15 protein-coding genes and 5 pseudogenes are annotated in these 20,285 nt (G+C 60.6%); 16 read left to right on the top strand and 4 right to left on the bottom strand.

All coding sequences use genetic code 11. The features are described 5' to 3' along the window. Window positions 1-3: 3 nt before the first annotated feature. Window positions 4-1,176: an acyl-CoA dehydrogenase family protein gene (locus HEP69_RS21520; RefSeq protein WP_290560570.1), complete on the bottom strand. Its 1,173-nt coding sequence runs from the start codon at window positions 1,174-1,176 to the stop codon at window positions 4-6. 193 nt (window positions 1,177-1,369) lie between these two features. Between HEP69_RS21520 and HEP69_RS21515 the strand changes: the two genes are divergently transcribed. The 9 genes from HEP69_RS21515 to HEP69_RS21475 all read left to right on the top strand — a co-directional run bounded on the left by HEP69_RS21515 (window position 1,370) and on the right by HEP69_RS21475 (window position 11,875). After that, a complete protein-coding gene (locus HEP69_RS21515; protein ID WP_290560569.1) occupies window positions 1,370-2,134 on the top strand; it encodes a GntR family transcriptional regulator in 765 nt (254 codons plus the stop codon). 752 nt (window positions 2,135-2,886) lie between these two features. Further along, entirely contained in the window at window positions 2,887-3,453 is a 567-nt protein-coding gene (locus HEP69_RS21510; protein ID WP_290560568.1) for a hypothetical protein, read from the top strand. Between the two features lie 661 nt (window positions 3,454-4,114). Then, complete coding sequence (locus HEP69_RS21505; RefSeq protein ID WP_290560567.1) at window positions 4,115-5,011, top strand: MurR/RpiR family transcriptional regulator; 897 nt, start codon at window positions 4,115-4,117, stop codon at window positions 5,009-5,011. 35 nt (window positions 5,012-5,046) lie between these two features. Next, window positions 5,047-6,627 carry an ABC transporter substrate-binding protein gene (locus HEP69_RS21500; RefSeq protein ID WP_290560566.1) on the top strand — a complete coding sequence of 527 codons (1,581 nt, stop codon included), beginning with the start codon at window positions 5,047-5,049 and terminating at the stop codon, window positions 6,625-6,627. A gap of 32 nt (window positions 6,628-6,659) precedes the next feature. Then, complete coding sequence (locus HEP69_RS21495; RefSeq protein ID WP_290560565.1) at window positions 6,660-7,589, top strand: ABC transporter permease; 930 nt, start codon at window positions 6,660-6,662, stop codon at window positions 7,587-7,589. Beyond that, window positions 7,586-8,467 carry an ABC transporter permease gene (locus HEP69_RS21490; protein WP_290560564.1) on the top strand — a complete coding sequence of 294 codons (882 nt, stop codon included), beginning with the start codon at window positions 7,586-7,588 and terminating at the stop codon, window positions 8,465-8,467. The genes HEP69_RS21495 and HEP69_RS21490 overlap by 4 nt, the downstream gene beginning before the upstream one ends. 2 nt (window positions 8,468-8,469) lie before the next feature. Continuing rightward, the gene (locus HEP69_RS21485; protein ID WP_290560563.1) at window positions 8,470-9,432 is read left to right on the top strand and encodes an ABC transporter ATP-binding protein; all 963 of its coding nucleotides are present in this window, start codon (window positions 8,470-8,472) and stop codon (window positions 9,430-9,432) included. Then, on the top strand, window positions 9,416-10,369 hold the full coding sequence (locus tag HEP69_RS21480) for an ABC transporter ATP-binding protein (protein WP_290560562.1): 954 nt from the start codon (window positions 9,416-9,418) through the stop codon (window positions 10,367-10,369). The genes HEP69_RS21485 and HEP69_RS21480 overlap by 17 nt, the downstream gene beginning before the upstream one ends. Window positions 10,370-10,387: 18 nt before the next feature. Beyond that, complete coding sequence (locus HEP69_RS21475; RefSeq protein WP_290560561.1) at window positions 10,388-11,875, top strand: M81 family metallopeptidase; 1,488 nt, start codon at window positions 10,388-10,390, stop codon at window positions 11,873-11,875. 145 nt (window positions 11,876-12,020) lie between these two features. Here HEP69_RS21475 and HEP69_RS21470 read toward each other — a convergent pair. Both HEP69_RS21470 and HEP69_RS21465 read right to left on the bottom strand, forming a co-directional pair. Further along, window positions 12,021-12,299, bottom strand: a pseudogene (locus tag HEP69_RS21470) (SMC-Scp complex subunit ScpB); the annotation flags it as partial. A 67-nt stretch (window positions 12,300-12,366) separates the two neighbouring features. Next, window positions 12,367-12,447: pseudogene (locus HEP69_RS21465) on the bottom strand (IS5/IS1182 family transposase); the annotation flags it as partial. A gap of 251 nt (window positions 12,448-12,698) precedes the next feature. Here HEP69_RS21465 and HEP69_RS21460 point away from each other — a divergent pair. From HEP69_RS21460 to HEP69_RS21430, 7 genes and pseudogenes are all read left to right on the top strand, one after another. Beyond that, entirely contained in the window at window positions 12,699-13,511 is an 813-nt protein-coding gene (locus HEP69_RS21460) for an IclR family transcriptional regulator (RefSeq protein ID WP_290560560.1), read from the top strand. After that, entirely contained in the window at window positions 13,501-14,688 is a 1,188-nt protein-coding gene (locus tag HEP69_RS21455; protein ID WP_290560559.1) for a Xaa-Pro peptidase family protein, read from the top strand. The genes HEP69_RS21460 and HEP69_RS21455 overlap by 11 nt, the downstream gene beginning before the upstream one ends. A gap of 12 nt (window positions 14,689-14,700) precedes the next feature. Then, window positions 14,701-15,669: a TAXI family TRAP transporter solute-binding subunit gene (locus tag HEP69_RS21450; protein ID WP_290560558.1), complete on the top strand. Its 969-nt coding sequence runs from the start codon at window positions 14,701-14,703 to the stop codon at window positions 15,667-15,669. Between the two features lie 69 nt (window positions 15,670-15,738). Continuing rightward, window positions 15,739-17,643 carry a TRAP transporter fused permease subunit gene (locus tag HEP69_RS21445; protein ID WP_290560557.1) on the top strand — a complete coding sequence of 635 codons (1,905 nt, stop codon included), beginning with the start codon at window positions 15,739-15,741 and terminating at the stop codon, window positions 17,641-17,643. Continuing rightward, window positions 17,636-18,769 carry a PLP-dependent aspartate aminotransferase family protein gene (locus HEP69_RS21440; protein WP_290560556.1) on the top strand — a complete coding sequence of 378 codons (1,134 nt, stop codon included), beginning with the start codon at window positions 17,636-17,638 and terminating at the stop codon, window positions 18,767-18,769. The genes HEP69_RS21445 and HEP69_RS21440 overlap by 8 nt, the downstream gene beginning before the upstream one ends. 151 nt (window positions 18,770-18,920) lie before the next feature. After that, window positions 18,921-19,043, top strand: a pseudogene (locus tag HEP69_RS21435) (IS3 family transposase); the annotation flags it as partial. A gap of 66 nt (window positions 19,044-19,109) precedes the next feature. Further along, a pseudogene (locus HEP69_RS21430) lies at window positions 19,110-19,223 on the top strand (transposase); the annotation flags it as partial. A 237-nt stretch (window positions 19,224-19,460) separates the two neighbouring features. Here the strand turns inward: HEP69_RS21430 and HEP69_RS21425 are convergent. Next, window positions 19,461-20,285, bottom strand: a pseudogene (locus HEP69_RS21425) (IS110 family transposase); the annotation flags it as partial.

Genomic DNA, 20,285 nt, shown 5'->3' with positions numbered 1-20,285 from the left:
ATGTCACCCTGCGCCGCCGACCTGCGGCGCGCGCTGGGAAAATCGGGTGTCAAACACGCCTTCGGCAATGCGATTGCGCATCATTTCAAGCGACCCGCCGGCGATCTGCCACCCGCGCGTCTTGCGAAAGCAGTATTCGACCAGGCTCTCGCCGCAATACCCCAGGCCGCCCATGACCTGCATCGCTTCGTTGCTCACCCGAAAACCGGCTTCGTTGCACATCAGTTTGGCCACAGCGGTCTGTTGCGCATCCGGCAAACCCTGATCGGCACTGATCGCGGCGCGGTAAAGCAACAGCTGTGCGGCTTCGAGCTGCGCGTACATATCGGCAAATTTCCATTGCAGCCCCTGAAAATCGCTCAGGGTGCGGCCGAACTGCTTGCGCTCGGCGGCGTAATTGCGGGCAATGTTGAACGCATGACGCCCCAAGGCAAGCGCCCGCGCGGAATTGCCCAGCCGCTCGGCGTTGAAGCCGGTGATCTGCTTCTTGAACCCCCCCGGCCCAAGCAGAACGTTGGCCTGGGGCACGGGCACATCGTCAAAAAAGAGCGGACACCAGTGTTCCCCGTTCAGATAGGTGGCGCTTTTGCCCATGGTGAAACCCGGCGCGCCACGTTCGATGATGACCGATCCGATCTGGCCGACACCTTCGCCGAAGCGGCAATAGATCAGGAAGACGTCTGCTTCCTCCGAATGGCTGGTAAAGACCTTGCCGCCCTTCAAAAGCCAGCCGTCACCACTCGGATCGGGCCGCGCAAAGGTTTTCAGATCGGTGACGGCCGATCCGGCTTCGGCCTCGGTCATGCCCAACCCAATCACCGCCTCACCCCTGAGCAATCGGGTCAGGTAGCGCTGCTTTTGGTCCGGTGTGGCGTATTCCGAGAAGGTGCGGATCGCGCCAAAGCTTCCTGCCTGGATCACATCGGCGGATTTGGGGCAGACCAAGGCGACCTGCTCAATCGCGATCACCGCATCCATCAGTTTGCCGCCGAGACCGCCGTCTTCCTGCGGGATGGTGATGCCCAGCAATCCGGCCTCGCAGGCCTGACGCGCAACATCGAAGGGAAACTCGGGGTTTCGCGCGCGCTCCAGCGCGTCATCGGCCAAGGCCCGCTGCGCCCAGCCCTTTACGGCGTCACGGAACATGCTCTGTTCCTGGGTAAAGTTGAAATCCATGCTGCCCCGCCTCTGCTCTAAACGCTTGGTTGTTAAGTTGACGACCTTTTAATACTTTTGCAAACTGAAATTGCGAATATTTTTGATTTTCACCGGCAGTTTGCTAAGACGCCTCTGTTAGCCAATGACGAGGTATGGTTTATCAGCAACCTGCGTTGCGGGGCCTGTGCCATCAGCTTGAAAGGCGGTTGAGATGTTTGATCCGACACCGATGTACCACCGGATCTACGTGGTTCTGCACGATCAGATCCAGCGCGGCTATTTCGATCCGGATCAACCGATGCCCAGCGAAGTTGAACTGGCCCGGACCTTTTCAGTCTCGCGGGTGACGCTGCGCAAGACGCTGGAGCGTCTGGAGCGCGAGGGGCTGATCCTGCGCCAGCGCGGGCGCGGCACGTTTGCACGACCTAGGAGGGTGGCCAGCCCGGTCCAGGCCGATGTGAGCGGGCTGGTGGAGAATCTGTTGATCATGGGAGTTACGACCAAGGTCAAGGTGATCGAGTTCGATTATGTGGAAACCCCCTCGGATGTGGCCCGGGACATGGGATTCGACGAGGGCACGCTGGCGCAATACGCCGTGCGCGTCAGAAGCTATAAGAAACAGCCCTTCTCGTATTCTCAAACCTATGTCCGCGAAGATATCGGGCGCAGCTTCACCGCCAAGGACATGGCCAAGACGCCGCTTTTGCGCCTGTTCGAACGCGCCGGAGTAAAAATCGGCGGCGCCAACCAGAAAATCTCGGCGCGCGCGGCGGATGCTGTCGTTGCCGATCACCTGGGCGTCAACATCGGATCGCCGCTGTTGTGCATCAAGCGTATCGTAAAGGACGAGAACGACCGGACCGTCGAGTGGATCAATGCCCTCTACCACCCTGATATGTACGAGTTCGAGATGAACCTGAGCCTCCGCCAGGGGCCGAACGGGACGGTGTGGCAGCCAAGCCAGTCCTCACTGTAAGGTTCCGTTTCCCGCGCTCGGGGGCGTCTCGATCAACACCGCTCAGACCTGGGGCAAGCGATTGGACATTCGGGCCGGATCCCATGGCGCCCCCGCGTGCCGATCCGTTGGTATCGGCGGGGCTTTTGCCGCCTTTAGGCAGACCCGGCCTGAGATACACACGGTTCGCTGGCACACATTGTCCAAGATGCCTGCCTCGCATCACCGCAACTCACCGCAGTCTGCGAGCTTGCCGGTTCGACGGATTTCTTGAACTGACACCGCCAGATATTGCGGCGCCGATATAGATATAAGGGTGATCGTTGTCCGGTGCTATTGGGATTGCGCCATTCGACATTCGCCGCACTCTGGCTTGGGGCGTCGCACATCGCCAGCGCAGCGTCCGCGGCAGGGTTTTTGCGCAGCTTGACGTGACCCCAGAAAAACCCCCTCGGCATCAGGTAGGGTTTTCTGGCCGAGATGCTTGAGCGGAAACGCAGGAAAGAGCCGCATGTCACGAACGCTTTCGGGGATCGCATCATCGACGCGATTGCCCGCCTGGGCTTAAATCAACCCCAACAGCCTTGGGGACGACAATTGGATAACGCTTGGTCCCTTTGGCTGTCTGACATTTGCCCAACGCACGCCTGATGTGCAAAACCGGCAGGACGCTTTGCAGCTCGACCGGCTTTTGGAATACGTTCCTCCCATGGCCGAGGGCCGTTCGATATCGCTGATAGAATGCGCACGATGCGCACTGCGCCGGATCCCGGATGACAATGCCGCATCCGAGCGTCGATCTGATTGACCTGTCGCCAATCTCAAAACAGACTTACGAAAAGCTGTCGGGCGGGTGGAAACAGCGGGTGAACCTTTATCTGGCGCGCGCGCATGGGCCAGAGCTGGCTTTTCTCGACGAACCTGAAAGCAGCCTTGATGAGGCCAGCATCCGCATCGTCACCCAAGGTATACGGGCGCGCAGCGATGCCGGGCAAACCACGCTCATCGCAACCCATGACGGCACGATCCTTGAGCAGGCCCCGAATGTCGTGTCCTTGTCTGAAGGCCCGATGATGTTTCAGGGCACGCTGGACGCATTGCGCCTGCAACGGATCGACGATGGTGTGCTGGAGATCACCCTTGAATCCGAAGTGGAGCGAAACCGGCTCACGACTGCCCTGAATGATTGCGAGCGCCCGCATAGATACACAAACCATGATCGCTGTCGCAAATGTGCTGAACATCTATGCGTTGATGTCATCGGACGTCTTTGTCCCACTTGCCATTCTGCCGAGCTGGAGCGCTGTGTTCATAATGACGTCACCCTTCTACAACATTAACCCGATGCTCCAGCACGCCTTCCGAGCGCCAATCGGATCTGAGGTTGCGGTCACCGGTGTCATTTTGTCGGCGCTGGGGTTGGGTCTTATCTGCCTGTTCGGCGCGCGGCGGCTGCTCGTGGCCGTCGGGCGGGCGCGCTAGCGGCTTTGGCCGACCATCCTGCCGGAACCCCGTGCACACATCCTGAGGCAGAAACCCGCGCTCCTATACCGTCGTGCATGCCAATCCCGAGGGTGCTGCCCGGATCGCACCGCTTCGGCAGACCTACCAAGACACAGAAATCACTGTGTTGCAGCGCAGGTGGTAAGACGTTTTGCAAGACCACAATGCGCGATTTGATGGCATGTTTTTCGATACGTGTCCGGAAAGCGAGAGCGGTTGGTATGCGCGGCCCGTTGACCCTAGTCGAGTATGTCTCTGCCTCCTGCATCAGAACCAAAGCGGTATCGGCGCGTTCATCGGCGGCCGATGGGCGTGGCTTGTCGCCCCCGATCAAACAGAAATCATGGATTATCTTGGTCGGTCGTCTTTGCGGGGCGATCCGGTGATGGGCCCTGCTGCCTGAAAAGCCCCCATCACAGCGAAATTGCAAGAAAACTAATTTCATTGACTCTGTGCAAGTTTTCTTTCCTACTGATCGCAACTGACCGGGAACCCTTCATGTCCAAACCCCTGCGCGATCGCCTGACCGAGGCGCTGCAAACCGCCTCGAAGGCGGATCGCGCCCTGGCAAGCTACATGCTGTCGGACATCGGTGCCCTGCCTTTCGAGACGGCCGCAAGCCTGGCCTCCAAAGTCGGGGTCAGCGAGCCGACCGTGGGCCGCTTCTGCCGATCGATCGGCTATGACGGCTTTAAGGATCTCAAGCGGCACCTCAAAAACGACATAGGCGATCAGCCCTGGTTGATCGGCAACCGTCTGCGTGACCTGCAAGAACGCACCAAGGCCGGAGACGACCAGCTGGCGCGCGGCCTCGAACTTGAGATTACGGCCCTGGTCGCTGTTTACGAGGCGGCTCACAGCCCAGAATGGCAGCGTGCCGTGGCGCGTCTTGCGACGGCACGCCAGGTCTTTGCCGCCGGATTCCAGACCGAGCGCGGCATGGCCCAGATCTTTGTCAACCAACTGCAATATCTGCGCAATGGCGTACACCTTCTGGATCTCGCCGCAGGAAACTTCGCCGAGATCCTGGCGATGGACGGCAATGACGCCGCGCTTGTGATATTCGAGGCGCGCCGGTATTCGCGCCACGCACGGATGTTAGCCGAAGATGCCAAGGCCGCTGGCATCCCGGTCACCCTGATTACCGATCCTTACTGCGACTGGGGACATCTGGTCTCTGACGAGATGTTCGTCGTGCCCACGGCGGTAAACCTATTCTGGGAATCGACCGCGCAGATGGCGAGCCTTGCCAATCTTCTGGTCAACGCGGTGTTCATGGAACTTGGCCCCGAGGTCGAGGATCGGATGAACACATTCGCCCATCTCTATGGACGCTTCACCGGCCACGTCGGCGATGCAACCCATACGCGCGTGGAGGGCCGCCGCACCACTTAATTCTGCCAACATCATACACAACAGGGAAATCTGCCATGCGATATTCGACCAAGACCCAGCTTCTGACAGGATCGGCTATCGTAGCAGCCGGTTTGTTGTTCTCCACCCATGCGACGGCACAGGATGTGAGCGTCGCCTTTTCGGCCAGCGAACTTGGCGCCACCGCGTATAACCCGGTCGCGGCCAGCACGCTCAACACAGCCACATCGCTGATCTTCGATCGGCTGGTCGAACAGGACGCGGACCAATCCTTTCACCCCCATCTTGCATCCTCGTGGGAAGAGACCTCCGACGGCATGAGCTGGACCTTTTCGCTCCTTGATGGTGTCACCTTCCATGACGGCACGCCGTTCAACGCCGAGGCCGTCCAATTCTGGATCGCAAGCTATGCGGGCACCGAGAACGAGTATCTGGTGGAGGCGATCGGGTCGGTCGATGTCATCGACGAGCTGACCGTGCGGTTCAACATGGACCGTCCTGAACCGAACCTGCTCTACAACCTCGCCAGCGCCTTCATGGGCATCCCAAGCCCCACCGCCTTTGCGGAGCTTGGCGACGACTTCGGCGTCACGGCGGCCATCGGCACCGGCCCGTATGAGCTGCAAAGCTTCGAGATCGGGCTGGAAACGGTTCTGGTGCGCAACGAGGATTACACCTGGGGCTCCGATCTTTCGGAAAACACCAACGCGGGGCATATCGAGACGTTCACCTTCCGCGAAATCCCCGATCAGTCGACCGCGTTTCTGGAATTGCGGACGGGCGGTATCGACCTGCTGCTGGGTGTGCCCACCGACTTTCTGAAGATACTGGAGGCCGAGGCCAATATCCAGATCATCCAGATGCCAGGCGTCGGGATCAGTTACATGCCGATCAACGTGACCGCGCCGCCGTTCGACAACATCCTCGTCCGCCAGGCGACGGGGATGGCCATCGACCAGGACGGGATTGTTGCCGCGATCTATAACGGCGTCGGTGCGCCTGCGCGAAATTTCCTGATCTCTTCGCTGCCCGAAGCGAATGTCGATCCAAGCCTGAACGTGATGTATGATCCCGCCCGCGCGGGCGAATTGCTGGACCAGGCAGGATGGGTGATGGGCACTGACGGTGTGCGCGTGATGGGCGATGAGCGGCTGTCGGTCAGCCTGTTCACGGCCAACACCACAGAGCTGACCCGCCTGACACAGGTGGTGCAGGCGCAACTGGCCGAGATCGGGATGGAGGCGATCATCACCGTCTTTGACAGCTCTACGATCCGCGACGAATACCGCAACAATGCCCATCAATTGGCTGTGCGCAGCTATGACTGGAACAACTCGGACATTCTGGATTGGTTCTTCAGCGGCAATCGCCTGGGATATCCGAACGTCTCGATGTGGGAAGATGCGGAAGGTCAACGCCTCAACGATGTGGCGATGACCGAAAGCGCCACATCGGCCGAGCGGATCGCGAATTTCACCGCCTATCATGAATATGTGCTGAGCCAGCACTTGTTCGTGCCGATCTATCAGCCGACGCAGAACATCGCGTTCAACTCCGATGCGATCACGGTGCCCGATCCGGTGCGCGGCGCGCGGTTCCGGGGTCAGTCCTTCGTCGACATCAAGGTCGTCGAATAAGCCTCTGAACGGGCAAGAAAGGAGGCACCGGGATGATCCTCAGATACACGTTCATGCGTTTGCTGATGCTGATCCCGGTGTCTTTCTCGATCTCGGTGGTGATCTTCATGATCGTCTACCTGCTGCCGGGCGATCCGATTGACAACCTTCTGCGCGTCGGATCCTCGGCAGAGGATCGGGCCGAGCTGGTGGCGCGCTATGGCCTCGACCGGAACCTGATCGTCCAGTACTTTGTCTGGATCGGGAACATGTTCCGGGGCGAGTTTGGCGAGGCGATCGTGCTGCGCCGCCCGGTCGCCGATCTGGTGGCGCAAAACCTGCCCTACAGCCTGACACTGGGCGGGCTGGCCTTTCTGTTTTCCTCGACGGTCGGCATGGCACTGGGCACGATCTCGGCGGTGGTACGCCACCCGGTGCTGGACCGGTTCATGCGCGGTTTCATCCTTCTGGGCTCCACTGTGCCGGGTTTCTGGCTGGCGCTTTTGCTGATCCTGTTCTTCTCGGTCAATCTGGGCTGGTTCCCGGTTTCGGGCGCGGGCGGGTGGACATCACTGGTTCTGCCGGTGCTGACCATTGGCTTTGGCGGAGTGGCCCTGGTCGCACGGGTCACGCGGGTTGCCCTGCTGGATGCGCAGCGCGAGGATTTCGTGACCCTGCTACATGCCAAGGGGTTGTCGTCGGGCACGATCCTGTTGCGCCATCTGATGCCGCATGCCCTGCTGCCGGTCGTGACGATCCTCGCCCTGCGCATCGGCTGGATCCTCGGCGGCGCGGTCACTGTGGAATTCGTCTTCGGCCGTCCCGGCCTCGGCTCCCTTCTTATCCGCGCGTTGGGCCAGCGCGATTACCCGGTGGTGCAGGCCTGCCTGCTGATGCTGGCACTGGCCGTGATGCTCGGCACGCTGATCGGTGATGTCGCGCAGGCTTCCATGGACCCCCGTATTCGCGAGAAAAAAACATGAACGTCTCACAAATGGCCATACGCTCGCTCGACGCCTTCGCGCGGATGAGCATCGGGCGCGCCTTCGCCTCGGGCATCGGTATCGTGGCCGGTGGCTTCCTGATCCTGTTGGTCCTGGTCGCCATCTTCGCGCCCTGGATCGCGCCCTTCGACTATGCCGCGCAGAACCTGCTGAACGCGAACGCGTCTCCAGGCTGGCCACATCTCCTGGGCACCGACGAATTCGGGCGCGACGTGCTCAGCCGGGTGATCTTCGGTGCTCGCACCTCGCTTTCGGTGAGCGCCACGGCGATTGCCATTTCCATGGCGGCGGGCATGACGCTTGGCGCCGCGGCGGGCTATTTCGGCGGGGTCTTCGAGCGCGCGGTGATGACCGTGGTGGACCTCACCTGGTCCTTCCCCGACATCCTGATCGCGCTGATCTTCGTGGCGATCATCGGTCCCGGCCTGACATCGACCACCTTCGCCATCGCCATCGCCTATCTGGCGCAGTTCACCCGGCTGACCCGCGCCCAGATCGTGCGCCTGAAGCGCGAAACCTTCATCGAGGCGACGATCAATCTGGGTGCGAAGCCGTCCCATATCCTGCTGAGGCACCTGATGCCCAACGCCATCGCGCCGGTGATCGTGGTCGGCATGCTGGCCATCGGCGACGGCATCGTGCTGGAGGCGACACTGGGCTTCTTCGGCCTTGGCGCACAGCCGCCGACACCAAGCTGGGGCGCGATGATGTCTTCGGGCACGGCGCAGCTGTTCCTCAGCCCGTGGGTCATCATCTTCCCCGGTGTGGCCGTCGCCGTCACCGTCATCGCGGTGAACCTGTTCGGCGACGAACTGATCCGCGCGCTCGATATCCGTGACCGATTGCGGGGGGCGTGAGCATGCTCAGCGTCCGCGATCTGGGGGTCGCCTTCGGCGCGGTGGAGCCGCTCTCGGGCGTCAGCTTCTCGGTCGACAAGGGCGAGACGATCGGCATCGTCGGCGAAAGCGGATCGGGCAAGTCGCTGACCGCGATGAGCGTGATGGGCCTGTTGCCCTTGATCGGCGGGCGCATCACCGGCGGCACGATCGTGTTCGACGGGCAGGATCTGACCAAACTGCCGGAACGCGCCTATCGCAAGCTCAGGGGCGGCAAGATCGGGCTGATCACGCAGAACCCGATGACCTCGCTTGACCCGCTGAAAAAGATCGGCCCGCAGGTCGATGACGTGGCCCGGCTGCATCTGGGTATGAACGCCAATGAGGCCCGCGCCCGGACCGAGGAGATCCTCGGCACCCTGCGCATCCCCGAACCCGCGCTGATCTGCGACCGCTATCCGCACCAGATGTCGGGCGGCATGAAACAGCGGATCGTCATCGCCATGGCGCTGGCCGCCGATCCGGACGTTCTGATCGCCGATGAGCCGACCACGGCGCTGGATGTGACCGTGCAGGCGCAGATCATCCGCCTGCTCGACGATCTGGTAAAGCAGCGCGATCTGGCTCTGGTCCTGATCACCCATGACATGAGCGTCGTGGCGCAGACCTGTGACAAGGTCGTGGTCATGTATGCCGGGCGTGCGGTGGAATACGGGCCGGTGGAGGCGATTTTCGACCGCCCGCGCCACCCCTACACCCAGGCGCTGATCGCCTGCATTCCGCGCGGGCTGGACGACACCGCCCGGCTGACCGGGATCGAAGGCACGGTTCCGACCGTCATCAACTATCCCAAGGGCTGCCCGTTCCACCCGCGTTGCCCGCGCGCCGAAGCGATCTGCGCGACCGATCCGCCGACGTTTTCCGTCGAAGGCGACAGCGCCGCCGCCTGCCATTTCGCGGAGGTCGCCCATGCCCAACCTGCTTGAGGTTCGCGACCTGTCGAAACGCTTCAGCTCCGGTGGCGGGCCGTTCCGCAAGGCGCGTTCGATGCATGCGGTCAACGGTGTGTCCTTCGATCTGCCCGAGGGCCGGGTGATCGGCGTCGTCGGCGAAAGCGGCTGCGGAAAATCCACGCTTGCCCGACTGATCCTGCGGCTGATCGAACCGTCCAGCGGCGCGGTCGCCTTCGACGGCGACGATTTGCTGGCGAAGACACCTGCGCAGATGCGCAAGCTGCGCGCCCGGATGCAGATGGTGTTTCAGGATCCCTATTCCGCCATCGACCCGCGCTATACCCTGACCCGCGCCGTGGCCGAACCCTTCGAGGTGCAGGGCGTCAAACCCGCCAGACCGATGGCCGAGGAGGTGGCCGAGCTTCTGGAGATGGTGGGCCTCAACCCCGGTCTCGCCAGCAGCTATCCGCATCAGATCTCAGGCGGGCAGAAACAGCGGGTGGGCATCGCGCGGGCGCTGGCGCTCAGACCCTCCCTGCTGGTGCTGGACGAGCCGACGGCGTCGCTCGACGTCTCGGTGCAGGCGCAGATCATCGGGTTGCTGGAGGATCTGCGGACCGAGCTGGGCCTGACCTATCTGTTCATCTCCCATGATCTGAGTTTGGTGAAGTATTTCTGCGACGAGATCCTGGTGATGTATCTGGGCCGGGTGGTGGAGGCCCTGCCGGATACCGCCGCCCCCGCGCGACATCCTTATACAAGAACCCTGATGGAGAGCACTTTCGAACCCGACCCGAAAAAGCGCCGCCTGATCGCGCCCTTGGAGGGTGAGGTTCCAAGCCCGTTCGACCTGCCTCCCGGCTGCGCCTTCGCCGACCGCTGCCCGCAGGCAAGCGCGCTTTGCCGGACGGAAACCCCTGCCCTGTCATCGGAGACGGGCCATGCCGTCGCCTGCCACCACCCGCTTTGAACACGAAGGAAAAGACCCTTGGGGTTTACCATACTCTCCGCAGAAATCTCCCATGAAACCAACACGTTCAATATCCGGCCAACCGACCTTCAGGCGTTCCGCGACCGCTACCTTCTGGACGGACCCTCCGCCGTGGGGGCCAAGGGGCATACGAATACCGAACTCGCCGGATTGCTCGATGTGGGCCGCGCCCATGACTGGGATGTCACCCATGTGATCAGCGCCGCGGCGGGACCGGGCGGGCGGGTGACGCGAGCGGCGTTCAAGACGCTGCTTGCCCCCTTGCTCGAGGCCGCCGCCCAAGGCGGATGGGACGGTGTGTTCCTGATCCTGCATGGCGCGATGGTGATCGAGGCCCACGATGACGGAGAAGGCGAGATCCTGCGCCGCCTGCGCGCCGTGATCGGGCCGGACCTGCCCGTGGCCGTCACGCTCGACCCGCATGCCAACGTCACGTCCGCGATGTGCGATCTGGCCCAGATCCTCGTGTCGTTCACCACCTACCCGCATGTGGATATCCGCGCCACCGGCCGACGCACCGCCGAGTTGCTGCACCGCACCATGGCGGGCGACATCCGTCCGCGCACCATACGCGCCCATCGTCCAATGCTGGAAGAGGCGAATGGCGGGCGCACGGATGTCGGGCCGATGATCGACCGGCAGGCCATGGCCCGCGCCTTCGAGGCGCGCAGGGACGTCTTTGCCATCAGCATCAATGGCGGCTTCCCCTGCGCCGATATCGCCGAGGTCGGCCCGACCGTTCTGGTCACCGGCGAGAGCCACGCCGGGCCTTTGACCGGAATGGCGGACGAACTGGCCGACGATATCTGGGCCCGGCGCCACGACACCCTCAACAACTATTTGTCCACCTCTGAAGCCGCCGACATCGCAAGAGGCTGGCGGCCCGGCGGCGGCCCTCTGGTCATCGCCGATTACGCCGATAATCCCGGTTCGGGCGCCTATGGCGATGCTCCGGCACTTCTGAGGTCGCTGCTCGACGCAGATGTCGAAAATGCCTGTTTCGGGCCGCTGATCGACGCCGCAACGGCGCGGGGGCTGCAAGAGACGCCGCTCGGCTCGCAGGTGACTTGCACCATCGGAGGAAGAACCGCGCGGGAATTCGGCGGCGGCCCGCTCAAGGTGTCCGGAACACTGATGTGGCGCGGCGAGGGCCGCGTTGTGGGCGATGGCCCGATCCTCGGCGGACAAGAGCGCAGCTTTGGTGCAACCGCTGTGCTGCGCGTCTCGGGTATCGACATTCTGATCGTCTCGATCCCGCACCAGATGCTGGATCTCCAGCAATTCCGCGCTTTCGATATCGATCCGGCCACAAAATCCGTCGTTGCGTTGAAATCCATGCAGCATTTCCGGGCGGCCTTCGCCCCCATTGCCGGCCGGGTCATCATCTGCGACAGCGGCGCGCTTTGCACGACGAAATACGATCGCTTGCCCTATAGGAACGTGCCAAGGCCGATCTTTCCGTTGGACATGGGAACGACAGTCTAACCTCGGACAGTCGCGCATTGGGCGCGAAGTCTCCGCACCCATCGAGCCGCCCAGTCCATTTTGGAGGTCGATCCTCTCCTCCCCCGTATGTGGTTGCGGAGCTGACCCCGTTTCGGAGGCCGCGCCGATGCGATCCCCGGCCCCACAGGTCCTGGAATGACGCCAGACGGAAAGCCACGAGGCACTGCTCTGTCGTGACATAGGTGTAGGGCGCCCCGCGCCTCGGGGATCGCGGTCCAGTCCCAATCAGCCCGCGGGCCTACAGCCTTCCGATCAGCTCGCGGTTGATTTCCTTGCTGAAGATCACCCTCAGACCGTCCCGCGTGGCTGGCAGGTGATAGGCAATGGCGGCAAGCGCCCCGATGTGGTGTTCGCAAAGAGCGAGGTCCTGGTCTTCAATATCGGTCGCCGTTCGGATCGCGGGGAGGCTGTGTGCAAACTCGCTGAGCTGGTTCAGTTTTGCAGAGCTTATGACTTGGGGTCAGGACATATAGCCAGTAAATGACGAACGCAGCCAGGGCGATGGCTGAGAGGAAGACGTTTTGGCATCTGTCGTATCGGGTCGCTGCCCGATGTGCTTTGAGGTAGGCCGCGTCGATCATCACAGTCTTCTCTGCGCGGTAGTCGGCGGCCAGACCGGACTATCGCCAGTCGGCTTGCGCGACGCAAGTGTGCTCAACGAACCCGGCCTGTCAATCGCACCCGATCATGCTTCGACGCAGATCCATCGGCTGACAAATGCAGCAGTTCACGCGCGCCTTGCCAAACCAAATCGTCTACGTTACGTTTTTCGTAACACTGTAACTAATAACGGAACGATTCGATGGCCAACGGCAATCAATCTCTCTCTCGTGGACTGGCGATCCTGTCTCAAGTCGAGCTTTCCAAAGAACCGCTGGGCGTTCGTGAGATCGGACGTCGCCTGGATATCAGCCCGACGATTGTCCAGCGCCTGATCCACACGCTCGTGGACGAGGGTTTCCTGATCCAGGAGCCCACCAGTCAACGCTATGCGTTGGGATACCGGGCACTTTCGCTCGGGTCCTCGGTACGCGATGAGAACAACCTCGTCGCGACAGCGAATGCGGTTTTGAACGATCTCGCCGATACGGCGACGGTCAATTGCTACCTTGCTGTCATTGCCGCAGAGCAACTCGTCTACGTGCTGACCATTCAAAGCCCGGGCCCAATCGCAATCAAAGTTCAGGCCGGACGCGTGGCATCGTTCCATTCCACTGCGATGGGGAAAGCCCTTCTTGCCAGTCTTCCCGCAGACCGTTCGAAGAAGCTCTTGTCGAGGGAGCCGCTCACAAAGAAGACTGATCGGACCTGCGTTGATCCCGACGATCTCATTTCCGAGATTGTCGAGGCCCGGCAGACAGGATTTGCGCTTTCGCGCGGCGAAAACCTGGTGGGTGTGGATTCTGTCGCGGCCGTCGTGCGCGACTCTGCCGGGCAACCCGTTGCAGCCATCAGTGCAGCCTTTGCCCCCTCCCTTCAGCCCGATGTGAACCTGGCACATCTCATTCGGCAAGTGTCAGACGCTGCCCGCGACATCTCTCGTGAACTCGGCTGCCCGGAAGAAACGCTTAGTACATTCCATCCCGTCTATGAGGTCAGCTCCGATGTTGCTTAACGAAACGCGCCTCAACAGCGTCATGGCAGCACACGGTCTCGACGCGCTTATTGCCACGTCTCCCGAGAATGTCACGTATACGAGCGGCTATTGGGCGCTCTCGCAATGGATCCGCCGCGGCCCGCAAAGCTACGTCTACCTCCCTGCGCCGGGAAAGGGCACCCGGCGGATCGTGGCCAGTGCCACCTTGCTCGATCTGCTGGCCGACCAGGACATAAATGTGGCCGACGTCACCACCTTTGGCAGCTTTTTCGTCGACACCGACCCGGATTCGGCACTCAACCGTTGCGACCAGCGGCAGACCGACCTCTACGCGCAGGATCGCTATGAATCCGCAAAAGAGGCTCTAGCAGCGCTTTTGAGGCAGGATCAGGCAGCCATTCGTCGAGTTGGAATCGACGAAACTGGGCTCGTCGGCTCGTTGGAGGTGTTTCAACTGCCTGGAGCAGAGAACATCGAATTCGTCCCGGCATTCGAAATCTTCCGCGAAATCCGAGCGACCAAGACCGAGCCTGAGATCGAGCGTCTGCGCAGAGTCGCCCACATCACAGAGGACGCTATCTCCGTCGCTTTGAGGGTTGCGAAACCCGGTGTGACCGAGCGCGAGATGGCCGAAGCCTTCAATATCGAGACGATCCGCGGCGGCGCCTTACCTGTGCTCTATTGTATCGGCTTCGGCTCACGGTCAGCCATGCCGAACGTCCAGCCTTCGGACGCAACGCTGCGAGAGGGCGATATCATCCGGTTCGATGCGGGCGGGCGCTACCAGCACTACCGCGCGGATATCGCGCGCATTGCCGTACTTGGCGAACCTTCAGACAAGGTACGGAAGTACCACCGAGCCCTTCATCTTGGCGTTGCGAAAGGGCTGGAGATGATCCGGCCCGGCCTGAAGGCATCGGACCTTTATGAAACGGTCATGGCGACGGTGCGGGCCGAGGGCATCCCCCACTACAAACGCACCCATGTCGGCCATGGCATCGGAATCGATGGCTATGACCTTCCAATACTCTCAGCATCTAGTGGCGACGTGCTTGAGGAGGGCATGGTCCTATGTCTGGAGACCCCATACTACGAGCTGGGATTTGGCGGTCTCCAGGTCGAAGACATGATCGTCGTGCGAAACGGCGGCGCTGAAACGCTCATGAAAACGAGCGGTGAACTCATCTCAGTCTGACAGGAGAAAAACATGCTTTTGAAGCAAATCAAAGTGGTGGCTTCGGCAACTGGACTTGCGTTGGCCACGCTCTCAGCGACCCCTGAACCAGCGGTCGCGCAGGAGGCGCCGGATCAAATCACCATCTTCACCTCGGTATCCGGCTCAAGCTGGTATGGGATCGGCGCCGGCATGGCGGAAATCTTTGCCGAAGCTGGCGTGCCGTCGAACCCCGAACTCGGTGCCGGCCTGTCGAATGTGGCGAATGTCGCCAGCGGCCAAGGCGAGCTTGGGTTCACCATGTCGCCGGCAATCACGGTTGCCTTGCGGGGCGACGAACCGTTCGGAACGCCCGTCGAGAATGTCGCGGTGATCGCCGGGCTCTCACTGAGTCTCATGCATATCATCGTCGACGCCGAAGAGGGTTTTGGCGCCGTCTCAGATCTTGCCGGGCATCCGTTCATCACACAACGTCCCGGCTCCATCACGGCCGTCGTCTTCGAAGAACTGTTGTCGGTCAACGGGATGTCGCCCGAGGATCTGGACATCTCGACTGGCAGCCTGACCGAACAGCGCGATGGCCTGAGAGACCGTCGGTCTGATGGCATGGTTTCCATCGCTTCCTATCCGTCAAGTTGGGGCGCGGAACTGGCCACGACCGTCCCGGTGTCGTTCCTGCCCATCTCAGACCAAGAGTATGAGGCGCTGAGTGCCCAGATGCCCACAGTTGGCCGGAGCGTCATCGTGGCTGGCACCTACAAGGGGCAGGACGAAGACGTGCCGACTGTCACCGCCAAGATGATTGTTGTCGGGGCGGCTGACATGCCCGAGGAAGAGGCCTATTGGATCGCCCGCACTCTCGCCGAGAACATCGAGAGCGTCCGAGCCCTCCACGCCTCCTATGCCACCCTTACGGTCGAGGACATGGCGAATGTCCCTGGCGGCGGTCTGCACCCTGGGGCGGCACGCTACTATCGGGAAGTTGGCGCTCTGACAGAGTGACGCTCCGGTCTGGTCTGGGGGTCTTCTCCCGCCCCTGGACCAGAATTTGCCTACCCGAAAGGACTTCAATTGCCTTATTCTCTTAACCGCGGACTGGTCGCGCTTTCCGTGATCTTCGCGCTCGCGCTTTCAACATATCACGTCGTGGTCGCATATGTCGGCCCGCCAACAACCGAGGTCCATCGGGCGATTCATCTCATGCTGGGCCTGGCGGTTTTGTTTTGCCTGGGAGCGATACCTAAAGAGGAAGGGCGCAGCATGCGATCAACGCTCCTCGACGTTGCCCTTTTGGCCGGCATACTTGGGCCGTCCCTCTACCTCATCTTCAATATCGAGGCGATCAACGCCCGCATGATTTATGTGACGCCAGTCACCTCTTTGCAGCTTGTTCTCGGCACGATCCTTACGCTCTCCGTGTTGGAGGCCACGCGGCGACTTCTCGGCTGGCCGATGGTCATCCTGGCCGTGATCTTTCTCATCTACACGCAGATTGGCCCGTATCTGCCCTACCCTTTTTGGCATCGCGGATATGCGCCGGAACGCGTGATCGAGCAGATATTCCTCAGCCTGGACGGGCTCTGGGGCATTCCGATCGGGGCATCGGCGAATTACATCTTTCTCTTCGTGCTGTTCGGCGCCCTTTTGGTCGCTTCCGGAGCGGGAGGTTTCTTCAGCCGATTTGCAAACGTATTTGCAGGCCGCTACGTGGGCGGACCGGCGAAGACGGCCGTCATATCCAGTGCATTCATGAGCATGTTGTCGGGCAGTTCCACCGCCAATGTCGTGACGACGGGTTCTTTCACAATTCCCGCGATGAAATCCTATGGGTACAGGAAGGAATTTGCCGGCGGAGTGGAAGCATTGGCGTCAACCGGTGGACTGATTACGCCACCCGTCATGGGGGCGGCCGCCTTCATCATGGCCGACTTCCTTGGTGTCTCCTACGCCGAGATCATGGCGGCTGCGGCCATTCCAGCCGTTCTGTATTTCACGGCAATCTTCATGTCGGTCGATTTGGAAGCACGGCGAAACAGGCTGGCGCCGGTCGCCCGCGGTGACGACATTACGATTGGAGCGCTGTTGGTCGACGGGCTATTCATGCTGGTACCGCTGGCGGTGATGATCTACTTTCTGATTGCAGGCTATACGCCGACGCTTGCAGGTCTCTACGGCATTGTCAGTTTTGTCGTCGCGCTCTGTATTCGCAAGTTCCGCACACCGAATGAGATTGCCCCCGCGATCTGGTCCGCCATGATCGAAGCGCCTCGGATGGTGGCCCCGGTTATTGCGGCCTGTGCCATAGGCGGCGTTATCGCGGGCGTGATCTCGTTGACCGGTCTGGGAGTACGGTTCACCAGCATTATCTCCCTCATGGCAGGAGACAGCCGGGTGTTGTTCCTGATTCTCACGATGATCGCATCGATCATCCTTGGGATGGGGATGCCCACCTCCGCCGTTTACATCGTGCTGGCCTCGATCCTTGCGCCCGGCCTGATCGAGTTGGGCTTTGAGCCGCTGGCGGCACACATGTTCATTTTCTTCGGCGCGGTCATGTCGAATATCACGCCACCTCTGGCGATCGCGTCCTTTGCGGCGGCTGCGGTCGCCAATGCCGATCCCTGGAAAACCAGCCTGTCGGCCTTGAAAGTCGCCTCTGGCGTGTTTCTTCTCCCCTTCATCTTTTGCTATTCCCCGGCCCTTCTCGGGCTTGGATCGGGTTTGGAAATCGTGGAGGCGAGCGTCTCAGCACTGCTCGGTATGCTCTGCCTCAGCATCGCTGCCATCGGCTGGTTCTGCACAACTATCCATACAGTCGTTCGACTGATTCTCGCGGCAGCCGCCGTCGCATTGATCCTTCCGGGGATGCAGAGCAACCTGGCGGGGCTAACCGTAGCGGTTTTGGTTCTCGCACCTCTGTTTATCCGTCACAGGCGCTCAGACACTGCCCGCAAGCCGAGGCACGGCGATGGTTGATTCAGCGCTTTTCCCAAAAGGGTTTCGTAGCCTTTCGGTACCTACGTTTCGCGCAACGACAGTACCGTTTTCGGATTACGCCTCGTATCGCGATCGGGGGAACCTGCCGCGGTCCGGCTATTCCTACGGGCTCGCAGGCACGCCCACGACCCGGGTGCTTCAAGGCAAGATTACCGAGCTTCACGGTGCATTGGATACCTTTCTTGTGCCATCTGGCCTCTCGGCAATAACAACCACGTTTCTGGCGCTCTGTCGGTCCGGAGATGTGGTTGTTATACCGGACAATGTTTATCCCCCTGTCCGTCGCTTTGCGCGCGACACGCTTGCTCGTCTCGGCATCGAAACAGTCTACTACGACCCTCGCGAACCGGAAACGCAGTTGCGAGGCTTGGATCAGGCCCGACTTGTCTGGTGCGAGTCTCCCGGCTCGACAACTCACGAGGTCGTCGATTTTGTCGAATTGCGCAATCTCGCGGATCGGCTTGGAGCATGGTTGGGCGCGGACAATTCCTGGGCATCTCCCTATCTGTGCCGACCTTTGAGCCACGGCTTCGATATCGTGGTGGAGGCAGTCTCAAAGCATCTGTCTGGGCACTCCGATCTGCTCATGGGATCGATTTCTGTAGGCTCCGAAGACCTTGCGCGAAGCATCCACGAAAGCGTTCGATCATTGGGACTTGGGGTCTCCCCGGACGATTGCTTTTTGGCCCTTCGTGGGCTTGAGACTGCGAAACTCCGCATCCGAGAAAGCGGAGCAAGTGCAACAAAGCTTGCATGTTTTCTTTCCACCCATCCCAATGTCGCAGAACTCCTGTACCCAGCTCACGCATCGTCGCCTGAAAATGAACGGTTCACGACACAGTTCGACGGCCCGGGTAGCGTCTTGACGTGCGTTTTGGCAGGTCCAGGTGGACGAGATTTCGAGGCCATGGTGCTAAGACTGCAACACTTCACTTTGGGCGCATCGTGGGGCGGAACCCATAGCGTGATTTCACCTGCTGTGCTCGACACCGAGCGAACGGTCGATCGGCGCTATTGCGGGAGCGATCTCGTGCGTTTGGGTGTCGGTGTCGAGGACACTGACGCTCTGATTGAAGACATCGAGCGCTTCTTGAAGATCGAATAATGGAGATCTTCCGCGACGCGCCATCTGGGAGCGATGTTGTCCCCGATGACAGCCATAGGTGAAATCTCAGGCGCCTCGCTTTACCTGGACTAGCCGCCTGAAAGTGGTCCGCCAACTGGGATAGATTATCCCTTGAGTTGGAGGATCGGCGATGGCTGGAAAACGTGAGAAGCCCGAAGAGATTGTATCGAAGCTTCGGCAGGTTGAGGTTCTGCAAGGACAAGGCGCGGCGATCGCTGAGGCGGTGCGTCAGATCGGCGTGACGCAGCAGACGCTTGACGTTGCCCCCTGAATTCAGGCCATTGAAGTGTTAGTGATCCGTCCAAGCAAAGGATGGACTATGAAACGCAGATTTTCGGATGAACAGATCATCGGCATGATCAAAGAGTACGAGGCGGGCGGCAGGGCGCAGGAGGCGTGCCGGAAGTACGGGATCAGCGATGCGACTTTTTACATCTATGGATGTCTCTCCCGTTGCAAGGTTTCTTCGGCCCTGATCTGACGGCATTTGCCTGGTTGCAAACATCTATACGGCGTCACCGATAGGATGGCGCGCCCAAATGGGAATTCCGCGTGGTGAGCCTCAACAAATGGTCGGCCTCAGAAAGCCATTATAAATGCCAGGTGCCTCACACACCGGAGTTTGCCGGTCGGTTCATTTGCTTGGTCGTCTTGCAATCCTCTTCTTTGCTCAAGCGTGAGCGCGGAACTCTTCGTTTCTGCGCAGCATGGTCCAGATGATGCGCGCGTTCTTGTTGGCGACCGCGACAATGGCCCGGTTCATGCCGCGCCGTTCGCGGATTGAGTTGACCCATCTGCTGAAGGCGTCGGTTCGGCCTTGCGACACGCGGACAACAGAGCGGGCGCCATGGATCAGCAACGTTCGCAGATGTTTGTCCCAGCGTTTGCTGATGCCCATCAGAAGGCGTTTGTCACCACTTGAATGCTGGCGTGGGACAAGTCCCATCCAGGCCGCCATGTGCCGCCCGTTCTTGAACTCTTTACCGTCACCGACAGCGGCGACAACAGCAGTTGCCGTTTTGGAGCCGACGCCGCAAATCCGGGCGATCCTCTGACAGTCGGGATTTGCGCGGAAAACCTGATCAATACGCCGGTCGAAGGCTTTGATCCGCTCATCGAGCTGCAACATGAACTCGAACAGATCGGCGATAATCTCACGGGTCATGTCAGTCAGGCCGTTTGATTGATCCTCCAGTATCTCTGGAATGCGCTGTCGCGCCCGACCTAAAGTCAGAGGGATGGTGACGCCCCTGTCGAGCAAGAGGCCGCGCATTTGGCAGGCCAAGGCCGTGCGGTGGTTCATCAGACGACGTCAGGCGCGATGCAGTGCCTGGATGTCTTGCTGCTCTTCGTTCTTGGGCGGGACGAACTTCATGTTTGGCTGCATCAGAGCGGTACAAATGGCCTCTGCATCGTTGCGGTCCTTCTTCTGATGCTTGAGGAATGGTTTAACATACTGCGGTGCGATCACTTTGACCTTGTGACCCAGAGCCTC

This window comes from Aestuariivita sp. (assembly GCF_021404545.1).
Classification (GTDB): domain Bacteria; phylum Pseudomonadota; class Alphaproteobacteria; order Rhodobacterales; family Rhodobacteraceae; genus Aestuariivita.
Note: the sequence above shows the minus strand (reverse complement) of the source record. Positions and strands in the feature narration are given on the sequence as shown.

Excerpts from the sequence above, each read along its gene's own strand:
- HEP69_RS21495 (WP_290560565.1), top strand. The coding sequence starts at position 6,660 with ATGATCCTCAGATACACGTTCATGCGTTTGCTGATGCTGATCCCGGTG.
- HEP69_RS21515 (WP_290560569.1), top strand. The coding sequence starts at position 1,370 with ATGTTTGATCCGACACCGATGTACCACCGGATCTACGTGGTTCTGCAC.
- HEP69_RS21485 (WP_290560563.1), top strand. The coding sequence starts at position 8,470 with ATGCTCAGCGTCCGCGATCTGGGGGTCGCCTTCGGCGCGGTGGAGCCG.
- HEP69_RS21490 (WP_290560564.1), top strand. The coding sequence starts at position 7,586 with ATGAACGTCTCACAAATGGCCATACGCTCGCTCGACGCCTTCGCGCGG.
- HEP69_RS21500 (WP_290560566.1), top strand. The coding sequence starts at position 5,047 with ATGCGATATTCGACCAAGACCCAGCTTCTGACAGGATCGGCTATCGTA.
- HEP69_RS21520 (WP_290560570.1), bottom strand. The coding sequence starts at position 1,176 with ATGGATTTCAACTTTACCCAGGAACAGAGCATGTTCCGTGACGCCGTA.
- HEP69_RS21450 (WP_290560558.1), top strand. The coding sequence starts at position 14,701 with ATGCTTTTGAAGCAAATCAAAGTGGTGGCTTCGGCAACTGGACTTGCG.
- HEP69_RS21455 (WP_290560559.1), top strand. The coding sequence starts at position 13,501 with ATGTTGCTTAACGAAACGCGCCTCAACAGCGTCATGGCAGCACACGGT.
- HEP69_RS21510 (WP_290560568.1), top strand. The coding sequence starts at position 2,887 with ATGACAATGCCGCATCCGAGCGTCGATCTGATTGACCTGTCGCCAATC.
- HEP69_RS21480 (WP_290560562.1), top strand. The coding sequence starts at position 9,416 with ATGCCCAACCTGCTTGAGGTTCGCGACCTGTCGAAACGCTTCAGCTCC.
- HEP69_RS21505 (WP_290560567.1), top strand. The coding sequence starts at position 4,115 with ATGTCCAAACCCCTGCGCGATCGCCTGACCGAGGCGCTGCAAACCGCC.
- HEP69_RS21440 (WP_290560556.1), top strand. The coding sequence starts at position 17,636 with ATGGTTGATTCAGCGCTTTTCCCAAAAGGGTTTCGTAGCCTTTCGGTA.
- HEP69_RS21460 (WP_290560560.1), top strand. The coding sequence starts at position 12,699 with ATGGCCAACGGCAATCAATCTCTCTCTCGTGGACTGGCGATCCTGTCT.